Annotated in this window: 20 protein-coding genes and 1 riboswitch; of the genes, 17 read left to right on the plus strand and 3 right to left on the minus strand. The window is 60.1% G+C overall.

Going from position 1 to position 21,167, the window contains the following annotated elements:
• The first annotated feature begins 54 nt into the window (after positions 1 to 54).
• From ACR0IP_RS07710 to ACR0IP_RS07750, 9 genes are all read left to right on the plus strand, one after another.
• On the plus strand, positions 55 to 1,014 hold the full coding sequence (locus ACR0IP_RS07710; RefSeq protein WP_480525143.1) for a glucokinase: 960 nt from the start codon (positions 55 to 57) through the stop codon (positions 1,012 to 1,014).
• 28 nt (positions 1,015 to 1,042) lie between these two features.
• Positions 1,043 to 1,969 (plus strand): carbohydrate kinase family protein, encoded by a 927-nt coding sequence (locus ACR0IP_RS07715; protein ID WP_170377415.1) that lies wholly within the window; start codon positions 1,043 to 1,045, stop codon positions 1,967 to 1,969.
• 18 nt (positions 1,970 to 1,987) lie between these two features.
• On the plus strand, positions 1,988 to 2,653 hold the full coding sequence (locus tag ACR0IP_RS07720; protein ID WP_480524795.1) for a D-lyxose/D-mannose family sugar isomerase: 666 nt from the start codon (positions 1,988 to 1,990) through the stop codon (positions 2,651 to 2,653).
• A 119-nt stretch (positions 2,654 to 2,772) separates the two neighbouring features.
• Complete coding sequence (locus ACR0IP_RS07725) at positions 2,773 to 2,982, plus strand: hypothetical protein (RefSeq protein WP_480524797.1); 210 nt, start codon at positions 2,773 to 2,775, stop codon at positions 2,980 to 2,982.
• Between the two features lie 9 nt (positions 2,983 to 2,991).
• A complete protein-coding gene (locus ACR0IP_RS07730; protein ID WP_480524798.1) occupies positions 2,992 to 3,480 on the plus strand; it encodes a hypothetical protein in 489 nt (162 codons plus the stop codon).
• Positions 3,481 to 3,514: 34 nt separating this feature from the next.
• Positions 3,515 to 3,719: riboswitch (cobalamin riboswitch) on the plus strand.
• A gap of 106 nt (positions 3,720 to 3,825) precedes the next feature.
• A complete protein-coding gene (locus ACR0IP_RS07735) occupies positions 3,826 to 4,173 on the plus strand; it encodes a DUF1636 family protein (RefSeq protein WP_480524800.1) in 348 nt (115 codons plus the stop codon).
• On the plus strand, positions 4,170 to 4,946 hold the full coding sequence (locus ACR0IP_RS07740) for an ABC transporter ATP-binding protein (RefSeq protein WP_170377409.1): 777 nt from the start codon (positions 4,170 to 4,172) through the stop codon (positions 4,944 to 4,946). Before ACR0IP_RS07735 ends, ACR0IP_RS07740 begins: the two co-directional genes overlap by 4 nt.
• A gap of 12 nt (positions 4,947 to 4,958) precedes the next feature.
• Positions 4,959 to 5,909, plus strand: coding sequence for an ABC transporter substrate-binding protein (locus tag ACR0IP_RS07745; RefSeq protein WP_170377407.1), 951 nt, complete (start codon positions 4,959 to 4,961; stop codon positions 5,907 to 5,909).
• Between the two features lies 1 nt (position 5,910).
• Complete coding sequence (locus tag ACR0IP_RS07750; protein ID WP_170377406.1) at positions 5,911 to 6,921, plus strand: iron ABC transporter permease; 1,011 nt, start codon at positions 5,911 to 5,913, stop codon at positions 6,919 to 6,921.
• Between the two features lie 8 nt (positions 6,922 to 6,929).
• Here the strand turns inward: ACR0IP_RS07750 and ACR0IP_RS07755 are convergent, their stop codons facing one another.
• Both ACR0IP_RS07755 and ACR0IP_RS07760 read right to left on the minus strand, forming a co-directional pair.
• Positions 6,930 to 7,661, minus strand: coding sequence for a response regulator transcription factor (locus ACR0IP_RS07755; RefSeq protein WP_170377404.1), 732 nt, complete (start codon positions 7,659 to 7,661; stop codon positions 6,930 to 6,932).
• Complete coding sequence (locus tag ACR0IP_RS07760; RefSeq protein ID WP_170690519.1) at positions 7,658 to 8,848, minus strand: ATP-binding protein; 1,191 nt, start codon at positions 8,846 to 8,848, stop codon at positions 7,658 to 7,660. Before ACR0IP_RS07760 ends, ACR0IP_RS07755 begins: the two co-directional genes overlap by 4 nt.
• A 224-nt stretch (positions 8,849 to 9,072) precedes the next feature.
• Here ACR0IP_RS07760 and ACR0IP_RS07765 point away from each other — a divergent pair, with 224 nt between their 5' ends.
• The 6 genes from ACR0IP_RS07765 (at position 9,073) to ACR0IP_RS07790 (ending at position 16,203) form a co-directional block, all read left to right on the plus strand.
• Positions 9,073 to 10,086: a substrate-binding domain-containing protein gene (locus ACR0IP_RS07765; protein ID WP_170641301.1), complete on the plus strand. Its 1,014-nt coding sequence runs from the start codon at positions 9,073 to 9,075 to the stop codon at positions 10,084 to 10,086.
• A gap of 4 nt (positions 10,087 to 10,090) precedes the next feature.
• Complete coding sequence (locus ACR0IP_RS07770) at positions 10,091 to 11,560, plus strand: sugar ABC transporter ATP-binding protein (protein WP_480524803.1); 1,470 nt, start codon at positions 10,091 to 10,093, stop codon at positions 11,558 to 11,560.
• A 1-nt stretch (position 11,561) separates the two neighbouring features.
• Positions 11,562 to 12,488, plus strand: coding sequence for an ABC transporter permease (locus tag ACR0IP_RS07775; RefSeq protein WP_170690513.1), 927 nt, complete (start codon positions 11,562 to 11,564; stop codon positions 12,486 to 12,488).
• Positions 12,485 to 13,459 (plus strand): ABC transporter permease, encoded by a 975-nt coding sequence (locus tag ACR0IP_RS07780; RefSeq protein WP_170690511.1) that lies wholly within the window; start codon positions 12,485 to 12,487, stop codon positions 13,457 to 13,459. Before ACR0IP_RS07775 ends, ACR0IP_RS07780 begins: the two co-directional genes overlap by 4 nt.
• Positions 13,456 to 14,367 carry an SMP-30/gluconolactonase/LRE family protein gene (locus tag ACR0IP_RS07785; RefSeq protein WP_480524805.1) on the plus strand — a complete coding sequence of 304 codons (912 nt, stop codon included), beginning with the start codon at positions 13,456 to 13,458 and terminating at the stop codon, positions 14,365 to 14,367. The genes ACR0IP_RS07780 and ACR0IP_RS07785 overlap by 4 nt, the downstream gene beginning before the upstream one ends.
• Before the next feature lie 102 nt (positions 14,368 to 14,469).
• On the plus strand, positions 14,470 to 16,203 hold the full coding sequence (locus ACR0IP_RS07790) for a thiamine pyrophosphate-binding protein (protein WP_170767781.1): 1,734 nt from the start codon (positions 14,470 to 14,472) through the stop codon (positions 16,201 to 16,203).
• On the opposite strand, the gene ACR0IP_RS07795 is transcribed toward ACR0IP_RS07790, so the two are convergent.
• Positions 16,197 to 17,075, minus strand: a complete 879-nt coding sequence (locus tag ACR0IP_RS07795) for a LysR family transcriptional regulator (protein ID WP_480524807.1) — start codon at positions 17,073 to 17,075, stop codon at positions 16,197 to 16,199. The genes ACR0IP_RS07790 and ACR0IP_RS07795 overlap by 7 nt on opposite strands.
• Positions 17,076 to 17,191: 116 nt before the next feature.
• Between ACR0IP_RS07795 and ACR0IP_RS07800 the strand changes: the two genes are divergently transcribed.
• Entirely contained in the window at positions 17,192 to 18,742 is a 1,551-nt protein-coding gene (locus tag ACR0IP_RS07800; protein ID WP_170690504.1) for a proton-conducting transporter transmembrane domain-containing protein, read from the plus strand.
• Between the two features lie 15 nt (positions 18,743 to 18,757).
• Positions 18,758 to 21,163, plus strand: a complete 2,406-nt coding sequence (locus ACR0IP_RS07805) for a YbcC family protein (RefSeq protein ID WP_480524809.1) — start codon at positions 18,758 to 18,760, stop codon at positions 21,161 to 21,163.
• Positions 21,164 to 21,167: the final 4 nt, after the last annotated feature.

Here is a 21,167-nt window from a genome sequence, read left to right on the forward strand (position 1 = left end):
GACCGGCAGGCCTATCGCCAGCCGTCCGGGTCTTTGCGCCCACATTGGACATTGGTGGCCGATATCGGCGGAACGAATACGCGGCTGGGCATTGTCTCTGATGGTAAGCTGACCGCATTGCACAAACACCCGACGGGCACCCTGCCCGATCTGCTGGACGCGTTGCATCATATACGCGATGAAATTGGCACCGCGCCACAAGCCGTGGTCGCGGCCGGGGCCGGACCGGTGCGCGACGGGCGCATCCAACTGACCAACGCGAATCTGGACCTGTCCGAGGAGGCGCTGGCCAAGGCGACAGGGGCCGCCAACACCTATGTGATCAATGACTTCACCGCAGCAGCGTGGTCCGTGGCCGAAGTGACAGAAGCTGAGGTATCAGTACTGCAAGGCTCTGCCACTCCGCCGATGGGTACGCGATTGGTCGTGGGGCCTGGAACCGGTTTGGGTGTCGGCGCGCTGCTCTATTCGGAAGGGCATTTCCACACCGTGTCAGGCGAAGGCGGCCATGTGGGCCTGTCCCCGCGCACGCGGGATGAGGTCGATATCTTCGAAGCCGCCCGCGATCTGGCACCCGAATGCTTTTTCGACAACAGCCTTGTGCTTGAGGCTGAGATGTTCCTCAGCGGAACCGGCTTGCCAATCCTGTATCAGGCCGCCGGCATGGCGGCCGGGCAAGCTCAGCCTCCGGTTCGCACCGCCCGAGATATTCTGCAGGACGCACGCGACGGCAAAGACCCGATCGCCGGTCGCACCGCAGATTTGTTCATCAGCCATCTGGGTGCTTTGATGGGTGACATGGCCGTCACCGTGATGCCTGCCGGTGGCGTGTTCCTTGTAGGCGGCGTCGCCGAGAAAAACCGCTGGATGTTTGGCGAAACCTTCCGTAACGCGTTCAATGCAGGCGGGCGCTTCAGCGAGTTGCGGCAGTCGATGAACCTTTATATCTCGGAACAGGCCGAATTTGGCATTGTTGGCGCTAACAACTTCTGTAAAAATGCGCTTCAGCGATAACTGAGCGTATTTTGGAAGAGGATGTGGGATGATCCTGTGTTGCGGAGAAGCCCTGATCGACATGATTGCCGAACCGACTTTGTCCGGGCGGGACGGTTTCGTTCCCCATTCCGGCGGAGCTATATTTAATACCTCTATCGCTTTGGGCCGGTTGGGCGCGCCCGTTGGGCTGCTGACTGGCCTGTCCTCGGACATGTTCGGGCATCAATTGGCCGATGACCTGCGGGCCAGCCACGTGGATACGACACATGTGATTGCCTCGGACAGACCAACCACGCTGGCGTTTGTTCAACTGAAGGACGGCCACGCGACTTACACGTTTGTCGATGAAAACACTGCGGGTCGGATGCTACGTGCAGAGGACATGCCGCGCCAACTCCCCGCGGTTTCAGCGCTGTACTTTGGTGGCATCAGCCTTGCCTGTGAGCCTTGCGCGGATGCCTATGCCGCGATGCTGGCGCAACATGGCACGAACTGTGCTGTGATGTTGGACCCCAATATCCGACCCGGTTTCATACAGGATCAGACCCGCTACCGCACGCGGTTGAACCAGATGATCGAACAGGCCGATATCGTCAAAGTCTCGGATGAGGATCTGGACTGGATCGTCCCCGGCCCGGAAAACCACGATCAGAAAGTCCCTTTGCTGCTTCAAGCAGGCCCCTCCGCGGTCATCGTCACCCGTGGGAGTGAGGGCGCCTCGGGCTATCTGGCCAACGGCGCGGTGGTCTCAGTCCCTGTCAAACCGGTGCAAGTTGTGGATACCGTTGGCGCGGGGGACACGTTCAATGCCGGGGTTTTGGCGTCGCTGGAACGGGCTGGCCAACTGACAAAGCCCGGCATGAAAGCAATGTCCCCGGATGCACTACGCGACGCTTTGACCTTGGGCGCAGAGGTGGCTGCCGTAACCGTCTCGCGCGCCGGAGCCAACCCGCCCTGGTCGCATGAATTATAGCCCTACGAAGAGTCTGAGATGAAACGATCCGAAATCAACCGTATCAAGACCGAAGCCCAGGCATTCATCAGTTCATTTGGTGCCGTTCTGCCGCCTTTCGCAGATTGGACACCTGAGCAGATGCTCAGCGCCCAGGCGGACAGCATCCGTGCCCATGGGCTAGGTTGGGATATCACCGACTACGGTCAAGGCAAGTTTGATGAGCTTGGGTTGTTCCTGTTCACCCTGCGCAACGGCAACGTGAGCGATCTGAGCCGGGGGCGCGGTATGCTCTATGCCGAAAAGCTGCTGATCTCTCGCGACAAACAGCTGTCGCCGATGCATCGCCATATCGTCAAAGCCGAGGACATCATCAACCGAGGGGGCGGCGATCTGGTTATGGAAATCTATGCCTCGGACCCTGATGGCGGTATCGACCGCGATACCCCGGTCACCGTTCCCAGCGATGCCTGCCCTGTTACCATACAGCCCGGAGAGCATCTGCGCCTGAAGCCAGGTCAGAGCGTGACCTTGATGCCCGGCATCTGGCATGCCTTCTGGGCGGAACGTGGGGATTGCTTGATTGGCGAAGTTTCAACCGTAAATGACGACCGGACGGACAACGTATTCGAAGACCCGATCCCCCGCTTTTCAACAATCGAAGAAGACACAGCCCCGGATTTCCTGTTGGTTGCCGACTACTGACTTCATTTGGAATTTCGCGCTTGCATTTTCTGACTAATTTAGTCAGTTAACGGCCGACCCAGTCAGATTCCTTGGAATCATCGCCCGGTCCCATTTTTGCGACCGAAAGATAACCTGACATGCGAAAATCCCTCGCAGATCTGTTGGCCATGGACGCCGTTGCCAGCCGCTATAGCTGCGCATTGAAACCGAAACAGAGTCAGGCGATTGAGGCTGATCTCAGCTTTTCCGTCCGCGCTGCATCACCGTGTCCTGAAACGCCGGTTGACCCAAACATCCTTCCGCAAAACGTCCACCCTTTGGTCGTGAAAGCCCCCAAAACCCAATAGGGAACGCGCATGAAACACTCGGCATCTAACCACACACTGCCCTTCACCGAATTTGACGGATTCGAACGCGGTTTGCTGCCTGTCATGCGGCACTTCATCCTAAGCTTAACACAGCCGAAAACGCAGGCGTGGCAACATGCCTTTTCGGTAGCGACCGAGCGTTGGGGGCGCGATCAGGGGCTGGTTCTGGCGCATCTGGTCTTCAAGATCATCAAGGCCACGCTGCACATCCGGCCTAGTGGATTAGCCTTCAACGACCCGCTTTGTGTTGAAACACGGCAAGAACTTACATCTGACGAACGTGCGCTGCTCCGGATGCTGCATCACATGCGCCGCGACGAAACTCCGGCGGCGCGCGATGCCTTGAACGAATTGACCGGAGGCTACACGGACGCCCATCTGATACAGGCTGGTTTGACCCTGGCCAGCCAGTTCCCGACCGATGGCGTCGGACCGGGCCAAAGCGCGCGCAGGCCGACCCTGCGCGTGGTCCGTTAGCGCGATTCCGGCGCTTGACAATAGGAGCGTGAGCAGACTAGCTGCTCTGGATGGTTCCCGACGGCCTGTGCCTGAGGGATGAAAATGGGAATACGGTGCGGCCCGAGGGCCAATGCCGTGACTGCCCCCGCAACTGTAAGCGGAGAGCGACGCCACAAAACCACTGGCCCCTAAGGTCGGGAAGGTTGGCCAAGCAACGACCCGCAAGTCAGGAGACCTGCCATCACAGTTTAACCAACCCGGGGCGGGGTGTCCCGGAAGGAGGCTCGATGGCACATCCGCGTGCTAATGCAATTCATGGCTTTTGCCTTCACTTGGTTTTTGTTCAAGTTGGCGACCCGTGCCATGGCTGACCATTTCGTCCTGATATGCGGCACCTGCAATGGGCCGATACCCGCGCATGCGGCGAAGGAAACGCTGGATAGCCAGCTGCCCGAGGGGTTCTCTACACGCCTGATCGACTGCATGGCCGGTTGCAACCGCCCGATGACGGTCGGACTGCAGGCCAAAGGCAAGGCGCAATACCTGTTTGGCGATATTCAATCCCCTGCCGATCTGAGCGCTTTGGCGGAGTTCGCCCATCAATTCCGGGACAGCGAGGATGGCTGGACCAGCGCCTCGACCCGTCCTTTGGCGCTCTATACCAAAACCCTGTCGCGCATGCCCTGCCTGCCACCGGAGGACATGGCATGAGCTTTCTGGTCGCTGAAAATCTGGAATACTACGCCCTGAACGGCGACGTGCTGCTGCGCGACACCTCGTTTACCCTTGAGGAAGGCGCGATCCTGGCCGTCGCTGGCCCGAACGGGGCAGGCAAAACGACGCTGCTCAACCTCTTGTGCGGTGTCGCAAAGCTGGCTTTAGGCGATGTGCGTATTCAGGGGCAAAGCCTGCGGAAACTGTCGTCGCTGGAGCGGGCCAGACGAATTGCCGTTGTCGGCCAGCAGGAAATGCCCGACGGGCGGCTGCAACTGCGCGATTATGTGGCGCTGGGACAAATCCCAATCAGGGCCGACAAATCTGCCGAGGCACTGCAAACGGACCTGCAGCGCGTGCTCGACACCACTGAACTGTCTCATCTGGCGGGCAAACAGATGGCAAAACTGTCGGGCGGTGAGCGTCAGCGCGCCCATATCGCGCGGGCGTTGGCGCAGAACCCCTCGCTGCTGTTTTTGGACGAACCGACCAACCACCTAGACCCGGATGCCAAAGGGCACATGCTGTCTCTGGTCGCCGAGTTGGGTGTGACGGTTGTGATGATCGTCCACGATCTGGTCATGATCCCCGAATTCGCCAGCCACGTCGCCCTGATGAAGAACGCTCAGCTGACGGCCTTCGGCCCGGTCGCCGAGGTACTGACGCCAGACCGCGTGCGCGAGACTTTTGGTGTTGACTATTTGTGTTTCCAGCATGAAGGGCGCGTGATCCCCGCGCTGGACATCCGAAAACGAAAGCTTTCATCTTAACAGGAGAGATTGATGAAACTGAAACTCTTGTCCGCTGCGGTCCTAGGCGCGCTGGCGGGCGGCGCTGCCGCGCAAGAGATCACCGTCGACAATTGCGGTGAACCTCTGGTGTTCGACACCAAGCCCGAGCGGATCGTGGTTCATGACATGAACATGACCGACATGGCCTTTGCGCTGGGTCTTCAGGACAGCATCGTTGGTCTGACCGGCATCACCGGCTGGTACAAGACCAGCCCCGATTTCGACGCGCAGCGCGGTGACATTCCCGAACTCGCTCCGAAATACCCGACGGTTGAAAACCTCGTCGCGGTTGAACCCGACATGTTCTTTGCCGGGTGGTATTACGGCATGAAACCCGGCGGCGACGTCACCCCCGACACGCTGGAGCCCTTTGGCATCAAGACCATGGTGCTGACCGAAAGCTGCATCCACCTGAACAAAGACCGCCCCGAAGCCAGCATGGATCTTCTGTTTGACGACGTTCTGCGTCTCGGCACAGTCATGCAGGTCGAAGACAAAGCGAACGCGCTGGTCTCGGGCTGGAAAGACCAACTGGCCACGATCGAGGCCAAAACCGCCGATCTGGAAAAACCCCGTGTCTTCCTGCTGGATGGTCCGGCCGATGCGCCGTTTACCGCAGGCAAATACGCGATTCCCGACGCGATGATCGCAGCAGCGGGCGGCGTCAACGTTACCCACGACATGGACACCAGCTGGGGCCGCACCTCGTGGGAGGCCGTCGCCGCCTCGAACCCCGAATTCCTTGTCCTGCTGGACTATCAAACCGGCAACGGCGCGGCGGATACTTTCAAGTTCCTGCAGGAGCATCCGGTGATGTCGCAGACCGATGCAGTCAAAAACGAGCGCTGGATCGGACTGCGCTATGAAGAGCTGACACCGGGACCGGCAAACATCGAAGCGATCGAGAAGATGGCAACGGCGATGCACCGGGGAAATAGCTGAGATGACGAAAACGGGCCAGGCGGTCCTACTGGGGGCGGTCATTCTGACCGCCCTTTTGCTGCTGTCGACGATCTACGGAACTACCCCGATCCCCTTGGCCGAGGTTTTCACCGCGATTGGACTGGGTACTGGTGCGACTGAGGGCGACATGTCCCCTCTGCACCGGATCGTCTTTGACCTGCGCCTGCCCCGCGCGTTGTTTGCGGCAGTGATTGGGGCCGGGCTGGGTGTTGTCGGGGTCGTTTTACAAACGACAACGCGCAATGACTTGGCTGACCCGTTTCTGTTTGGCCTTTCGTCCGGGGCCGCTGCGGGTGCCGTCTTGGTCATCACTGTAACAGGCGATGTTCTTGGCATCTGGACCCTCCCACTTGCGGCCTTTTGCGGAGGCCTGATCGCGTCCGGCATTGTTCTGGCCCTGGTTCAAAGCCTGCGCACCAGTGCGCCAGAGAAACTGATCCTTGCAGGCCTGGCTGTATCGTTCCTGTTTTCTGCCATCACCAACTATCTGATTTTCGCAGGCGACAGCCGCGCCGCGCATTCCGTCATTTTCTGGATGCTGGGCGGCCTTGGTCTGGCCCGGTGGGAGACCTTCCCCCTTGTCGTGCTAGGGCTGACCCTGATCCTGGGCTATTCCCTCTATCGCAGCCGCTGGCTCGACGCGCTTCTGACGGGGGATTTTACGGCCTCAACACTGGGTATTCCAGTGCAAGGCCTGCGGTTTCGGATGTTTCTGGTCGCCGCCTTGGCCACGGCCAGCTTTGTGTCGGTGGCAGGCGTGATCGGCTTTGTCGGCCTGATGGTTCCGCATATCGCCCGAGGCATTGCCGGAACGCTCCACCGCAATCTCTTGATCACATCCGCCGTCGTCGGAGCCATCCTGCTGACGCTTTCAGACATTCTGTCTCGGCTGCTTCTGGCCCCGCAAGAGTTGCCGGTGGGGATCGTTACAACCTCGATCGGGTCGCTATTCGTGTTCCTCTACCTGTTCAAATCCTCACGATCTGACTAGCACGGCCGTCATCCCAAGTTTTGCCGACGCTCAAGCCAGCTTCCCAACTCTTTTTCCGCCGAAAAGATGCTCTCACGGTTCAGTATCTGAGAGGTCATGGCCTTGGAAACCGCACGCACGCGTTTGTTGATCGCGATATCGTTGCCATCCACCGGCAGATCGCCCACATCCAGCTTTTCATAGATCGACAGCAGTCGGTTCTGCACCGTCCTCAGGGCCAGCTTGCGACGCAGCGCGATGGTCTTGTCGGGCAAACCAAGGGCGAGATCGGACAGGATTGCCAGCTCAACCTCCGTCAGCGCCTCGCCTGAGCGGCTCTGCTCCCGCTGGATCTGGTGGATTTCCCGGTCCACCATGATCTGCGCCTCGATCAGAACGGCGCGCAAGGCCAGATGCATTCGTGAGGGGCTGGCCGTTTTCAAAACATAGCCATAGGCGGCCTCTTTCGGAACGATCCGCGCAATGCCGCGCAGATAGGCCTCATCCGAGTAGTTGGACCAGAACAGAATGCGGGTCGCGGGGCGTTCCGACCAAATGGTCCGCGCGGCCTCGATCCCGTTGCGCTCTTTCATGCGCAGGTCCATGACGATGGCCTCGACACCGTTCTGCCGGGCCTGCTCTTCCCCTTCCCGGCCGTTCGAGGCGAGGCTCAGGTCGGTCACCTCAGGCAAGGCATCCTGAACCAGCTCCCGCAGGTAGTTCGCGTGCATTGCATCGTCTTCGACCAGCAGAACCTTCATGCCAACACCTCGGTTTTGGGGCATTCGGAGGCCGGAAGACAGACCGCAATCTCGGTCCCGCCATTGTAGCGAATATCAAACTGCGCCGCGATCAGCCGGGCGCGGGTTCGCATATGCGTCAACCCGCCTGAAGCCTGCCGGATTTCAATAGCTCCCCTGCTACGCCCATTGTCCCGCACGCGAAGGTGCAGCCCGTCCACGCATTCAATCTCGACCTCAATACGACTGGCCGAGGCGTGTCGGACTGCGTTGTTGATGGCCTCTTGTGCGATACGGAACAAGGCGATGCGTTTGGTTTGTGGCAGCCGGTCGACCATCCCGCCGGACAGGTCACGAACGTCAATCTCGACCCCTTCATCCGGGTCAATAGCTCGTTCAAGATGGGTTCGCACGGCGTGCTGAAAGCCGAACAGCTCCAGCAAAGACGGAATCGAGGTATCGATTATCTCGCGCAATCCCTGAATGCAGTTCCTCATACTGCTGCGCAGCCCGTCCAGATCCAGAGGCGTTTCGCACCGTTCCAAATCCCGACTGATCCGCGTCATATCGGCCAGAGTCTGATCGTGCAGATCCATCCCTATCCGTTGGCGTTCCAGCTCTAGCGCGTCTGTCAGGCTGAGGGCCCCAAGCCGCAGCCCCTCTTCTCGCGCCTGTACCTCGGTCCGCATGATCGCCTCACGCCGAGCCTGTTCGTTCGCACGCAGAGCATAGAAATACGGAGCCAGAATATCCGCAATATTGCGAACCTGTTCGACAGCCTGTTCATCATAGAAATCAAACTTTTGTGACGAACAGTTCAAGGACCCGATCGTTCGGCCCAGCACTTTCATCGCCACATTCACGCGGCTGCGCATATTGTGTTTGAGGATGGGATCATAGTCCCCGCCTTCGAACACATATCGCGGGTCCTCCGGCGCGTTTCCGGTCAACATGTAGTCGCAATCTCCCCGCAGGATATCGCGCACGGGCGAGACCTCGACCGGGGCGCGGGTGCGGCTCCAACTGGTGCGCAGGCCGACCTCATAGCTTGTGTTAAGCCGCCCTTCCTCGTCGATCAGGCAGACATCCAGATGGTCAATTTCCAGAATGCGCACGATCTCGGATTTGACCGACCGCAATGCGGATTTGATATCCAGATTGCCCGCCAGATGGTTCGAAATCCGCAAGTAATAGGCAAGATCGGCCATGTGTTCTCTTTCGCAGCGCCAGCCTGCCGCAACCGGCACGGGCGAGTATATCGACCAGCGGATCGAGTGTCATGCGGGTCGCCGCAGCCTATTTGCGGGAACCCGCAAGGAATGCGCGCGTCCTACTCTTACGCTGCGCGTGCCCTTCAGAGACTTTAGGCAAGTCGGCCCCGTCAGGCTGGCACCAAAATCGTGCGGCGCTTGGGCCGCTTTGGGAGGAAAACATGACACTTAAGGCCATATTGCTCGGCGCTGCGGCCGGGATCATCACCCTGACAGCCCCGGCTGCCGAAGCGGATACATCCGACAAACGCATTGCCCTGTCGAACAACTACGCAGGTAATTCGTGGCGGCAAGCCATGCTGGAAAGCTGGCAGAAAAACGGAGATCAGGCCGTCGCGGATGGTGTTGTCGCCGCTGCTGACGCCTTTACGACCTCGGAAAATCAGGCCACCGAGCAGGCGGCTCAGATTCAGAACATGATCCTGCAAGGCTATGATGCGATCGTGATCAACGCCGCCTCACCCACCGCAATCAATGGCGCGGTCAAGGCTGCGTGCGATGCGGGTATCACGGTGGTATCTTTCGACGGCATCGTTCAGGAACCCTGCGCGTGGCGCATTGCGGTCGACTTTCAGCAGATGGGGCGCGAGCAGGTGAAATACCTGGCCGAGCGCTATCCTGATGGCGGGAACCTGCTGGAAATCCGCGGTCTGGCCGGAGTGTTCGTCGATGACGAGATCAGCGCAGGTATTCATGATGAGGTGAAGAACACCAATTTCGAAATAGTCGGCTCGGTCCATGGGGATTGGGCGCAGGATGTGGCTCAGAAGGCCGTCGCCGGTATCCTGCCCAGCCTGCCCGAGATCGTGGGCGTCGTAACCCAGGGTGGTGACGGCTATGGGGCCGCGCAGGCCATCGGTGCCACGGATCGTCCAATGCCAACCATCGTGATGGGCAACCGTCAGGACGAACTTCAGTGGTGGTCAGATGAGCAGGACGCAAACGGATATCAGACAACCTCTCTGTCGATTGCACCAGGCGTCAGCACGCTGGCCTTTTGGGTCGCCCAGCAGATTCTGGATGGGCAAGAGGTTCCGAAGGACCTGACCGTACCCTTCCTGAGAATCGATCAGGCAGATTTGAAGGACGCCCTGAAAACAACGCCTAAAGGCTCGGTCGCGAACGTAGAATACACGCAGGATCAGGCCAAAGACGTCATCGCGTCGGCCCAGTAAGCGCGTGAAGTCTGACGAGAATACGGGACCCGGAGCCACCGCCGCTCCGGTTGTCTCTCTGGAGCAGGCCCATCTGTCCTATGGGCCTGTTCTTGCCCTACGCGGTGCGACGTTGAGCATCAGCGCAGGAGAATGCGTCGGACTGGTCGGCCACAATGGGGCCGGGAAATCCACACTAGCGAATGTAGTCAACGGCCGTCTGACGCAAACTCAGGGGACCGTTCAGCATCGGAACGCAGATCCCGCCCTGCGCAATAGCCAAAACGCGCAGAATGCAGGTATTCGTAGCGTGTTTCAGGAGCTGTCGCTCTGCCCGAACCTGACCGTTTTGGAGAACCTGCGCATTCCCTATCGCAACATGCCGCGCGCAGGCTGGCGGCGGGTTGCGCGGCAAAAGATGCTCGACGTGCTGGACCTTGTCTTTCCGGGTCATGGCATCCACGCCCGCGCAACGGTTGGAAACCTGACCATAGCCGAGCGTCAGATGGTAGAAATCGCCATCGCCTTTGCCGACCGTGACCGAGAAACTAGCCTTGTTATTCTGGATGAGCCAACCTCGTCCCTTGACGCCGCCATCGCGCAACAATTGCTGGACCATATCAAACGGTTCTGCGCCAAGGGCGGTGCGGTGCTATTCATCTCGCACATGATGGGTGAGATTTTCGAAGTCTCGACCCGGATCATCGTCATGAAAGATGGCCAAATCATTGATGACCAACCTGCCAGCCAGTTCACCCGCGCCTCGATTGTGGATGCGATGGGGCATGTCGCGCCTGATGACGACAACTCGGGCGCCGGGCGGGCAGATCGGACCCTCGGGACCGAGGTTGTACGGGCGGCAAATGGGCTGAACGCCCGCGCGGGTGAAATCGTCGGGCTTGCCGGGCTTGCGGGTCACGGACAGGCCGAAGCGCTGGCGCAAATCTATTTCGACCACGCTCCAAAATGGAAATCCGCGCGCCAGCCCGAAGTGGTTTTTGTCGCCGGAGACCGCGCTCGCGACGGGGTCATGCCGCTCTGGTCGATCCTGCGAAACCTCTCGCTGACCACCCTGCCCGAGTTCAGCCGGAAAGTGATGGTGGATCGCAGCAGCGAGACGGACATGGTTCAGACTTGGAAAGACCGTATCGGCATTCGCACCGACAACCTGTTGAACCCGATCCTGTCCTTGTCGGGCGGCAACCAGCAGAAGGTTCTGTTTGCCCGCGCGCTGGCCTCCTCAGCGCCGATTGTTGTGATGGATGACCCGATGCGCGGCGTGGATGTGGGCACCAAGAAAGACGTCTATCAGATGATCCAGTCAGAAGCCGCAAGAGGCCGCAGCTTCCTGTGGTACTCGACCGAGACCGACGAAATCCTCGAATGTGACCGGGTCTTCGTATTCCGTGCCGGTCAGATTGCAGCCGAGTTGGAAGGTGATGAGATCACCGAGGAGAACATACTACACGCCTCTTTCCAGATGCAGGAGGCCTGAGATGACCAGCGACCGTTTGCGCCTATTGCTACCCGTTCTGTCTCTGGCCGTCTTGTTGGGGGCCGTGTTCTACCTGCAACCCCGCGCGATGAGCTATTTTGGCCTGAACCTGCTGTTCAATCTGGCGATCCCCGTGGCCTTGGCAACCATCGCGCAGATGATGATCATCATGGTCAACGACATCGACCTGTCCATCGGCACCTTCGTCAGTTTCTGCGCCTGTGTCACGGCCACATTCGTGCACGACACGCCTCTGCTGGGCTATGGTATTCTGGCCGCGGCGGTTCTGGCATATGCCGCACTTGGGGCCTTGATCCAACTGCGCGGATTGCCCGCAATCGTCGTAACCCTCGGCATGTCTTTCGTTTGGGGCGGTCTGGCGGTGCTGATTCTGCCCTCACCCGGCGGAGCGTCGCCCGAATGGTTAAAAACCCTGATGAATTTCAAAACCCCGCTGGTACCGGTTGCCGTGATTGCTCCGCTGGTCGTGGCTTTTGCCGTGCATCTGTTGATCAAGCGGTCCTGGGTGGGAGTGGTTCTTCAGGGCGTTGGAGGCAATGAACGCGCGATGGAGCGCGCTGGCTGGTCCGTCGTCCGCCTGCGGGCCTTTGCCTATGGATTGGCGGGCCTGTTCGGAGTGCTGGCCGGCATGTGCCTCGTCGGCCTGACCACGGCGGCAGATGCCAATATCGCGTTGCGCTATACGCTGTTGTCGATTGCGGGCGTGATCCTGGGCGGAGGCGAATTTGTCGGCGGCCGCGTCTCGCCCTTCGGGGCCGTTATCGGGGCGCTGACCCTGACCCTCGCCGCCAGTTTCCTGTCCTTTCTGCGCCTCTCTCCGGATTGGCAGATCGGTGCACAGGGCGCGATCTTGATCCTCGTTCTGGCCGTGCGCCTTTTCTTTGTCCGCAAGGAGGTCTCGGCATGAGCGACCAAACCACCTCTGACGCGGGATCCAACCCCTTGCGGGCACTCGTGCAGAAACCGTGGCTCTGGGCTTATTTGGCTGCAGGGATTACCTTTGTCGCCACCAGTCTGCTGGCCGGGTCCGGGGCGGGGTCGTTACTCTATGCGGCGCTGACCTTTGCCTCCTTCTCGGCCATTGTAGGCATAGGACAGATGCTCGTGATCACGCTTGGACCCGGCAATATCGACCTGTCTGTTCCAGCCACCATGACATTGGCCGCAACACTGGCGTTAAAATTCATGGACACGCAAACCGCGTTGATCTTGCCCGGCCTGCTGGTTGCAATCGGGATAGGCATTGGTTGCGGTATAGTGAACTTTGCGCTGATCCTGATACTGCGTATCCCGCCCATCATCGCAACCCTGTCCTCCTCGTTCCTGTACCAATCGCTGGCGATCTGGTCGAACCGGGGGCTGCGTATCAAGCCACCGGAACCCCTAGCCGAGTTCGCCTCGGGCGGTACGTTCGGGGTTCCGAATGTCGCCTGGGTCGGCATTGCGCTGGCCGTCTGTGCGTGGCTGCTTTTGGAACGCGCGATCGCAGGGCGGTGGATCTCGGCCATCGGGCAAAACCTACGCGCGGCAAGGCTCAGCGGGGTCCCGGTGAACGCGGTGCGCTTTAGCATCTATGTCAATTCAGCCGTTTTTGCCGCCTTGGCGGGGTTTCTGCTGGCCAGCTTCTCGGGCGGGGCCAACCTGAACATGGGCACCGAATACATGTTGATGTCCATTGCAGTCGTCGTCATTGGCGGGTCGTCCATCGGCGGAGGCAATTCGAACGTACCCGGCATCTGGGGGGCGGCGCTGTTCATGTTCCTGATCGTATCGATGCTGAATTCATACGGTCTGGGCGCCGGAATTCGCCTGATTTTGACCGGGCTCGTGATTGTGGGTGTTGTCACTCTGGCCAGCCGAAAAGGATATAGCGCATGATTCATTCGCAGACATATGAGGTCATCCGTCCCGTGTTTCGGGACCTGATCCATTCCAACCTCACGCTGGCACGGATCGCAACGGGCCATGTCTGGACCGAGGGGCCGGTTTGGTTTCCCGCGCATGAAACGTTGCTGTTCTCGGACATACCGAATGCCCACATGTATCGCTGGACCCCGCATGGCGGCACCAGCCTCTTCCGCCAGAACTCGAACTTTTCCAACGGCAACACGCGTGATCGCGAAGGGCGGCTGGTGACCTGCCAGCACGCAACCCGCTCGGTTGTGCGGACCGAGCATGACGGGCAGCTGACAACACTGGCTGACCACCATGATGGCCGCCAATTGAATTCGCCCAATGACGTGATCACCCGGTCGGATGGCTCGATCTGGTTCTCGGATCCGACTTACGGCATCCTCTCTGATCTCGAAGGTCACAAAGCCAAACCCGAACAGGAAGGCAGCTTTGTCTTCCGCCTTGATCCGGACAGTCCGGAACCCACCATTGTTTCACGCGATTTCGTGCAGCCGAACGGGCTGGCATTCTCTAAAGATGAAGGCCGCCTGTACGTCGCCGAATCCGGCAGCAGCCATGACCCGGACGTTCCTTCTTTACTGAAGGTCTTTGATGTCCAGCCGGACGGCGGGCTTGGCAAACCCAGCGATTTCGCCGCAATTGATAAGGGTCTGCCCGACGGGCTACGCGTAGACCAATACGACAACGTCTGGTGCTCAGCGGCGGACGGGGTGCATGTGTTCTCGCCCGACGGCGAACTGCTTGGCAAGGTCAAGACGCCCGAGACCGTCGCGAACCTGTGTTTCGGAGGCCCGCGCGGCAATATGCTGTTCATCACGGCAACCACCAGCGTCTACGCAGTTCACGTGAACACCAAGGGCGCTGTCGGCTAAGCAAATTCTGGACTTCCGATCCTCGCCTAGACATGGTGGCGGTGTGTGTAAACCCCCTCAAAAGGGATTGCCCGAAACATGCCACCAACGAAGGTCCACCTGATGAACCAGCCCCAAACGACGCGCATGAATGGCGCGCAGATCATCCTGAAAATGCTGGAACTTCACGGCGTTTCCCATGTTTTCGGTCTGCCCGGTGAGACAACGATTGGCTGGTACAAGGAATGGCGCGCCAATAGCGGGATTGAGTTTGTGCTGACCCGCGATGAACGCACTGCGGCTTTCGCTGCGGAGGCCTATGCAAAGATCACAGGTCGCCCCGCCGTACTTGAAGCGCCGAGCCCCGGTGTGACCCATTGCACCCCGGGCATTACTGAGGCGTTCCTCAGCTCGGTGCCGGTGATCTATTTCAGCTCGGACATTCCGATCAATCAGGACAAAAAGCACGGTCTGACCGGTGTCGATCAAACTCGCCTCTATGACAGTATCTGCAAGGAAAGCTTCGTGCTGACCAATGCGCGCGACATCCCGTTCCTGATCCGGCGGGCCTTTCGTGTAGCTACCTCGGGCCGTCCGGCGCCTGTCCACATCCGCGTGCCGATCAACATCTTCGGCGAAGAGGCCGAGATCACCGACCTGTATGCCGAACCCGACTACAGCACCTATCCCGCGCACCGGCCGGTCGCGGATCACAGCAAGATCCGCGCTGCAATCGACGTGCTGTTGGCGGCGCAAAAACCTGCGATTGTCTGTGGCCAGGGCGCGCTGATCTCACAAGCCTCGGATGCGATTCTTGAACTGGCTGAACGGCTGCAAATCCCGGTCGGCACCACCACACCTGGCAAAGGCACCATCCCAGAGGATCACCCGCTGGCCCTGCGCGTCATCGGTGGCCGCGGAGGTATGGAGTATTCGAACCAGTACCTGCTTGAGGCCGACACAATCTTCTTCGTCGGCTCAAATACCGACAGCGCCGGAACGGATCACTGGAAACTCTATGGCGATCCCCATACCAAAAACTTCCTGCACCTTGATATTGCAGAGGCTCATGTCGGAAACACCTTCCCGCTGAAGGTTGGCCTTGTTGGTGATGCCCGCGCTACGATCGAATATATGGTTGAAATTCTTAAGGCTGAGCATCCCGGCCTTCAACGGACGCCATTGGATTTGAACCCGATAAAACAAACCGCGCTGGACAAGGTCTTCAACTCGAACATCCCGATGCCCGAAGGCACGATCTCACCGGTCAAGCTGTCTCAGGTGTTGGACCGGATCATGCCCGATGACGCGATTGTCACGTCTGAGCCCGGCGTCAGCGCGATCTACCCCTCGGCGCTGCTGACCTTCCGCAAACCGGGGCGGCGCTATATCACCAACTACTCGATGGGGGCACTGGGGTATTCGGTACCAGCGGGTGTTGGTGCGATCTACGCCCATGACGGCCCGGTCATTTCCTTCACCGGAGACGGATCGTTTGGGTTTGTCATCGGTGACATGGAGACCCTCAAGCGCAGCGGCAAAAACATCACCGTTATCCTGACCCGCAACGACACGTTTGGCTGGATCAGAGGTGAGGCGATCCTGCTCGACGATGTGGATGAGCCTTGGACCACCGATTTCGGGCGCGTCGACTATTGCAAGGTGGCCGAAGGGTTCGGCTTCAAGACTGCTCGGATCACCTCCGAGGCCGATATTGAACCCATTCTGTCAGACGCCATCGCCAATCCCGGCGCGAATTTCATCGAGATGATGGTGCCCTCACAAGACAAGATCATCCCCTTCGTGCCCAATTGGGTTCGCGTCGCGCGCGCAAAAAACCTGCCCCACTTCTACTGAGGCAGGCTATAGGTCAGCAACTCTCGCACCAGCGGGTTGGGAAAGCGGCGTTTGAAGGTGACGGCGTGAAAGCTTTCCTTGATGCGGGGGTGTTCCTCAGCCTCAACCAGACGGCCCGAGGACAGCTCATCCTGCACCACGATCGGGGCCACCAGAGCAAGCCCGATATCCTCACGCGCGAGCAAGCGCATCATCGCCATGTCGTCCACTTCGGCCGCGATCTGAGGCCGGACCGACATACGGCTGGCCATCGAATCAAACGCCGTGCGGACGCTGTTATTGGTAGTGGGCAGGATAAAGGGCTGCTCCTCCAACAGATCCCGGATCGGGCGCTTTGGATCCAGTCGCGCCGGCGTGCCGACGATGCTGACAGATTGTTCCGCCAGATGGTGCGTTTCAAAACTGGTCAGGCTGTCACTGGCGGGCTCATGATTCATCAAAACCAGATCGAAATTCAGGGTCTCCAGCCCTTCAAGCAACTCGCTGGGATTACCTGATCGCAGGATCACCTCGACATCTGAGCGCGCCAGCATCGGGCGCAGAAATCCAATCTGAAAGTTCCGTGACAAGGTCGCTTGCGCGCCAACCCGAAGCGCCGTGCGCGCGTTGCCCTCATCCTGCAGAGTGGCCACAAGTTCTTGTCCTGTCGCGAAAATTGCGTCCGCATGGTCCAGCGCAATAAGCCCGGCCTCGGTCAGATGCAGCTTGCGCCCGCGACGTTCAAACAGGGGGTGACCCAGCCGTTCCTCAAGCTCTTTGATCTGAACCGACAGCGCGGATTGCGACAGGTTCAGCCGTTGGGCTGTCCGGGTAAGGTTGCCATCATGGGCGACCGCCCAGAAGTAACGAAGGTGATGATAGTTAAGTGGCATATCGTTCTATTTAGTAGAACGTAATCTCTATAACAATGTATTTTTCATACAGACGAATGCGCAATATGTCCTGCTCAACCGGCCAAATCAGGCTGGACTCACAAGGAACGCCCATCATGACCTACCTGTTTCTACCCCTGCTTAGCCCACTAATCCTGCTGGCATCGGCCTACTATGCCAGCCGCAATCCGGGACTGCGTCCAACCCATGTCTCGAGACTGTCGGAATGGGCAGCATTGGCGGCTTTCGGAGGCGCCGCACTGTCGGCCCTGATGCTGGTTCTTCACGGCCCCGGCACCTCGGGGTTGATCGGGTTCTGGGGTGTTGGCCTCTCCGTGCGACTTGATGCGGTCAGCTCCATCATGCTGGTTCTCGTCAGCTTCATCGGATGGATCGTTCTACGCTACTCGGCCACCTATATGGATGGAGAGGCCCGTCAGGGTGCGTTCACCGGCTGGATGTCAGCAACACTCGCCTCGGTTCTGTTGCTGGTGATGTCGGGCAACCTGATCCAATTGCTTGCCGCGTGGATTGCGACCAGCCTGCTGCTGCACCAGCTGCTACTGTTCTACCCCGAGCGGACTACCGCCCGACGGGCAGCGCGGAAAAAGGCTGTTGTGGCGCGTATCAGTGAAGGCGCGCTGGCCCTCGCGGTGGTCCTGTTGATCGCAACCTATGGCACCACGGACATTGCCTCGATCCTGTCTTCGGCAGAACCTAACGGGCTGACCATCGTCGCTGCCCTGCTGATCGCGCTGGCCGCCATCATGGCCTCGGCCCAGTTCCCGGTCCACGGGTGGCTGACCGAGGTGATGGAGGCCCCAACCCCCGTCTCGGCCCTGCTACATGCGGGCGTCATCAACGCCGGAGGGTTCCTGCTGATCCGCTTTGCCGACGTGATGCTGGCGGCACCGGGCATCATGGCGCTGCTGGTGATGCTGGGTGGGTTCACCGCGCTGTTCGGCGGTCTGGTGATGCTGACGCAACCGGCCGTGAAGACCTCGCTGGCGTGGTCGACCATTGCGCAGATGGCCTTCATGATCATGCAATGCGGGCTGGCCCTGTTCCCGCTGGCGCTGCTGCATATCGTGGCGCATTCGCTTTACAAAGCACACGCTTTCCTCAGCGCGGGTGAGGCCGTGCGCAACGTAGCAGCCATCCGCAGGCCCGGCCCAGTCGCTGTGCCAAGCGCGCGGAACGTGTTGCTGGCCTTTGCCACCGGCATCCTGATCTACGGGATCGTCGCCATGACCTTCGGAGTAGACGGCAAATCCGTTCAGGCCATTGCCCTTGGCGTGATCCTGATCTTCGGCGTCGCCTATCTGCTGGCGCAGGGTTTTGCCGATGCCGCGCCCGGCGCGTTGACCCGTCGTACTGTTGTCTATGCTGGCGTAACCTCAATCAGCTACTTCGTCTTGCAGATCATCGCCGTGCATCTGACCAAGGGCGCCTTGCCCGAAGCGCCTGCGCCCGGGCCGTTGGAGTGGACGTTGATCATTCTCGCCCTGATCAGCTTTGGCGCGGTTGCTCTGGCGCAATCCACCTTCCCGCTTTGGGCCTCGCACCCGGCGGCGGCAGGCATTCGGGTGCATCTTTCAAACGGGCTCTATGCCAACGCAATCTTTGACCGGCTGCTGGACGGATGGTCCAAGCGCCAGACTGTTTAAGAGGGGTTTCTCAAAATGTATATGAAGCACGAAAGCTATCCCGCAGCCCTTCTGGAACTGGTCGCGCTGGCCAATGACGCGGTGCGTCAAATCCCGCCGCTGTTCCCGCTTGCCTCCAACGTCGCAGTGAACCCGTTTCTGGGACAAACGCAAGAGACGCTGGCCGTAACCTCGGCCCGGTTGGCACGGGTTGCGGGCACCCGGATCACGCCGGACCGGACTGCATTTGCGCAGAAGCTGGCAAGCGGAGAGATCACCGAAGCCGATTTGCGGGATGCCCTCGCCAGTGTCGAAAGCCGCTTTGACACGCCCAGTTTCGAAGATCTGCAAGCCGCGCTTGGGTCCGAGACCGCGAAGCTGTCCCCTCTGCCCACGGTTGCCGATCTGGCTGCCGAGGTTTCCGGCATCGACTGGCCCGGTCTGATTGACGAACGGATCGGGGCCTGGGCCGCCAGCCATTTCGATCAGGGTCAGGCCCTGTGGCAACCCAACCGCACAGGCGGTGCCTATAGCGCGTGGCGCGAGTTCGCCTCACGCGATCTGACCCCGGAAATCCACGGCCTGAAAGGGTTCGGAGCCTTCGTGGCTGGCACCAACCGCTCGCAATGGCGGGCGATTGGCCGCGCCTCTGAGGCACTGGGTGTCACCCCAGAGGCGGCCAGCACGGCATTCCATCGTTGGCTGATGACACTGGGCGGTTGGGCGCAATATGCCCGATATCTGCTGTGGCAGGCCGAATTGGAAGGGCAGACGGATACGAGCACAACCGAACTGCTGGCCATTCGCATGGTGTTCGAAGAGGCTCTGTTTGGCCTCTACCACGATCAGATTGCCGATCGCTGGGCTGAAACCATTGCCCAGCATGAGGCCCCCATCACCCCGACCCGCGATCTGGTGATCGACGCGATGCTACAGGACGCCTCGGAGCGCGCGCAACAACGCAAGCTGGCGCAAACCCTCAGCGCAGGTCAGCCGCGCAAGGTCGAAGGCCGCCCCGAGGTGCAAGCGGCCTTTTGCATCGACGTCCGCTCCGAAGTCTTGCGCCGCGCGCTAGAATCCCAGGACAGCGGGATTGAAACCATTGGTTTTGCTGGCTTCTTCGGCCTCGCCAGCGCCCACAAGGCAGCCGGGTCAGACGTGACCGAGATACGGGGGCCGGTCCTGTTGAACCCGAACGTATGCTCCCACGCGGCCGAGGGCGCGCAGGCCGACTTGAACCGCCGTTACACCGCACGGGCCAAACGGGCCTGGGGCCGGTTCAAACTGGCCGCCGTCTCGTCTTTTGCCTTTGTCGAGGCAACGGGTCCCGTCTATGCGGGCAAACTGTTGCGCGACGCTCTGGGCAAGGGCTACGGGGCCGCAAAGTTCGACCCTGCGCCGAAGCTTGACGACGGGATCGACCTGCCGACACGTGTTGCCTCGGCCAAAGCCATCCTTGGGGCGATGTCTCTGACTAGCAACTTCGCTCGTATCGTGATGCTCGCCGGTCATGGCGCGGATGTGACGAACAACCCCCATGAAAGCGCCCTGCAATGTGGCGCATGTGGCGGTCATGCCGGTGACGTCAGCGCCCGCCTTCTGGCCGGTTTGTTGAACGATCATGCGGTACGTGAAGGGCTGCGCGCCGAGGGGATCGACATCCCGGCGGACACGCTGTTTCTGGCGGCGATGCACCACACTACGACCGATAAGGTCTCTCTATTCGATCAGGATCAAGCGACGGGTCAGTGGGCTGCGCAGATCGCGCAATTGAAAACATGGCTGACCTCGGCCGGACAGCTGGCCCGGTCCGAGCGCGCCGCGCGTCTGCCGCGTGCCAAGGGGGCCAATGACATCGCCCGCCGCGCCACCGACTGGGCTGAGCTGCGCCCCGAATGGGGGTTGGCCGGATGCCGCGCCTTCATTGCCGCGCCGCGGTCTCGGACCGATGGCACGGGTCTTGCGGGTCAGTCCTTCCTGCACAGCTATGACTGGCGCGCGGATGAGGGCTTTGGCGTGTTGGAACTGATCATGACCGCCCCGGTCGTAGTCGCCAGCTGGATCAGCCTGCAGTACTACGGCTCAACCGTTGCGCCCAGCCTGTTTGGCGGCGGCAACAAACTGCTGCACAACGTGGTTGGCGGCATCGGCGTGGTCGAGGGAAATGGCGGCGCGCTGCGCCCCGGTCTGCCCTGGCAATCTGTGCATGACGGAGAAGCGCTCCAGCACGATCCGCTGCGGCTGTCGGTCATCATTGAGGCCCCACGGGAGGCGATGAACGAGACCCTCAGACGTAACGAAACCGTGAAAGAGCTGTTCGACAATCGCTGGCTGCACCTGATCGCGATGGATGAAAACGGCGATCTGGCATGGCGTTACACCAAGGATCTGGAATGGGTCGCGATGGCGCGGGCCGAGATCAGCGCCATGGCGGCTGAGTAACACC

The organism is Ruegeria sp. AL11 (assembly GCF_056540865.1).